Origin of the sequence: Neisseria sp. HMSC055H02 (genome assembly GCF_001813335.1) — a bacterium.
Lineage (GTDB): Bacteria > Pseudomonadota > Gammaproteobacteria > Burkholderiales > Neisseriaceae > Neisseria > Neisseria sicca_C.
Genome location: NZ_KV812097.1, coordinates 61725 through 63822, shown reverse-complemented (window position 1 = coordinate 63822; position 2098 = coordinate 61725). Strand labels below are relative to the sequence as shown.

Sequence of the window (2098 nt, the reverse complement as noted above, 5' to 3'; positions counted from 1 at the left end):
TCCCGCGCAGGCGGGAATCCAGAAGTTTGAGATTACGGCAATCTTCAAATAATACTTCTGAAGAATCGAGTTCTGGATTCCCGCCTGCGCGGGAATGACGGCATTAGGTATGCCTTATTTGAATTTGACCTATCCGTGCATCCCAAACAGACATTCGGTTTTCAGACGACCTCTTCACTCTCAATCTCAGCGCGGCATTCAATCGGAAAGTTGACCGAATTGGCGATGAAACACAGGCGGTGCGCTTCGTGGTGAAGTTCCAAAGCCTTGGCGCGGTCGCTTCCTGCGGCGATGGTAACGCGCGGCTTCAACACGGCGGAGACGAAACGCCCCGCACTCCCATTCTCGCCTTCGTCCATCACCGCTTCGGCGTGGTCGGTGTAGGCGGTAACGCAGATGCCCGCGTCGGCACACAGGTGCAGGTACCATAGTTTGTGGCAGGCAGAAACGGCGGCCAGCAGCATTTCTTCGGGGTTCCAGCGGCCCGCATCGCCGCGGAAGGCCGGGTCGGCGGAACCGTGCAGGTCGGGCTTGCCCTCGGCGGAAACGGTAAAGTTGCGCAAATAAGCGGTGTAGGATGATGTGCCTTCGCCAAGATTGCCCGTCCATGTTGTTGCGGTACGGTAGGTGTGTTTTTTGCTCATTTTGACATTCCTTTCAATTATTTACTGTTCGCGGCAATAAAGACGGTATCCGCCTTGCAGCGCCGACTCTAGTTGAGCCAGGCATAAGCCGATGCGCCCGCCGCCAAACTGATGCCCAGCCACAGCAGGATTTTGGTTTCCGCCCATACGTCATCCCAATACCGCCCCCGCAGTGCGCTGATAATGTCGGGTGTGCAATAGAATTCGACGCATTCGACAAATTCGTCCCAATCCTTAAACATCACAAAGTAAAGCAAGACGGCGGTTAGCAAGCCGATCAAGATGGCAAAAATCATGAAATTCCCCTATTTTTCAGACGACCTGTGCGTACCGTAAAGAAAGGTCTTCTGAAAACGCTCCTAACTTTTCCCTAAGTCCTGCGTGTTTAAATGTCTATACCGACAACAGACGCAAAGGGAACGAAATGAAGCATTCTCAGTCGCAATATACAAAGCCGTCCAAACCGCTTTTGAAAAAACTGCTGCTTCCTGTCGCCGCTGTTTGCGCCATTTTTCTTGCAGCAGAAGGTTTCGACCTTTACGAAGACTACGCCCAATACCGCATGGAGACAGACCCGGCGTTCGCGCAACACCACGACCGCGCTTTGTCCATCCTGCATAACAGAGGCTACGAAGTCCACGATTCCGACACCGACCTCTATTGGGCAAGACCCGTTTTGGAATTTGAGGCCTACAAAGGCAGCTTGGAATACAAAATCGTGATGTCTTATCCCGATTTAAAAATTCTCGTAGAACGCGTCGTTTTATAGTGGATTAAACTTTAAACCAGTACGGCGTTGCCTCGCCTTACCGTACTATCTGTACTGTCTGCGGCTTCGTCGCCTTGTCCTGATTTAAATTTAATCCACTATATAATCCGCTTCCGAATATTCTTGATTTGACTTACCACGTCCCGAAAGGATACGACATGAAAAAACTTTTACCGGTATTACTCTTAGGCAGTATCGCACTGACCGCATGCGCCGCCCCTTATCCTTACGACTATTACGATGACGACTATCGTACCGACCGCTACGAGCAGCGTTATGACCGTTACGATGACCGCTATGATGATCGTTACGACGACCGCTATGAGCGCGATTACGACCGTAATGACGACTACCGTTACCGCAACGGCAAGTATTACGATGACGACTACATCGAACACCAAATTTACAGCGATCCGTCTTTCGAGCAAAAACGCGCGCAAGTCATGCGGATTCTCGAACGACGCGGCTACCAAGTTCACGAAATCGAAGCCGACGACCGCCGCGGCCGCCCCGTATTGAAAGCCGAAGCCTTCAAAAACGGACGCGAATACGACATCGTTTTCTCATGGCCGGATTTACGCATCATCAGCGAACGCATCGACTACTGATTTGTTCCGCCACACGCCGCAAGGACAAGCTCCGCGCGGCGTTTTTCTTTTCAGACGACCTTTCCGACAAAGGAGGT

Annotated in this window: 4 protein-coding genes; 2 read left to right on the top strand and 2 right to left on the bottom strand. The window is 51.7% G+C overall.

The window, feature by feature from the left end; translation table 11 throughout:
- Window positions 1-161: 161 nt before the first annotated feature.
- Both HMPREF2907_RS07735 and HMPREF2907_RS07730 read right to left on the bottom strand, forming a co-directional pair.
- Window positions 162-644: an OsmC family protein gene (locus tag HMPREF2907_RS07735; protein WP_070681829.1), complete on the bottom strand. Its 483-nt coding sequence runs from the start codon at window positions 642-644 to the stop codon at window positions 162-164.
- Window positions 645-712: 68 nt separating this feature from the next.
- Complete coding sequence (locus HMPREF2907_RS07730) at window positions 713-940, bottom strand: hypothetical protein (RefSeq protein ID WP_003743669.1); 228 nt, start codon at window positions 938-940, stop codon at window positions 713-715.
- A gap of 128 nt (window positions 941-1068) precedes the next feature.
- On the opposite strand from HMPREF2907_RS07730, the gene HMPREF2907_RS07725 reads away from it, so the two are divergent.
- Window positions 1069-1413, top strand: a complete 345-nt coding sequence (locus HMPREF2907_RS07725; RefSeq protein WP_070681826.1) for a hypothetical protein — start codon at window positions 1069-1071, stop codon at window positions 1411-1413.
- A gap of 158 nt (window positions 1414-1571) precedes the next feature.
- Window positions 1572-2021, top strand: coding sequence for a PepSY domain-containing protein (locus HMPREF2907_RS07720; RefSeq protein ID WP_060975527.1), 450 nt, complete (start codon window positions 1572-1574; stop codon window positions 2019-2021).
- The last annotated feature ends 77 nt before the right edge of the window (window positions 2022-2098 follow it).

What these genes read in the sequence shown, in the direction of transcription:
- HMPREF2907_RS07730 (WP_003743669.1), bottom strand. Translation starts at nt 940, where the DNA reads ATGATTTTTGCCATCTTGATCGGCTTGCTAACCGCCGTCTTGCTTTAC.
- HMPREF2907_RS07735 (WP_070681829.1), bottom strand. Translation starts at nt 644, where the DNA reads ATGAGCAAAAAACACACCTACCGTACCGCAACAACATGGACGGGCAAT.
- HMPREF2907_RS07725 (WP_070681826.1), top strand. Translation starts at nt 1,069, where the DNA reads ATGAAGCATTCTCAGTCGCAATATACAAAGCCGTCCAAACCGCTTTTG.
- HMPREF2907_RS07720 (WP_060975527.1), top strand. Translation starts at nt 1,572, where the DNA reads ATGAAAAAACTTTTACCGGTATTACTCTTAGGCAGTATCGCACTGACC.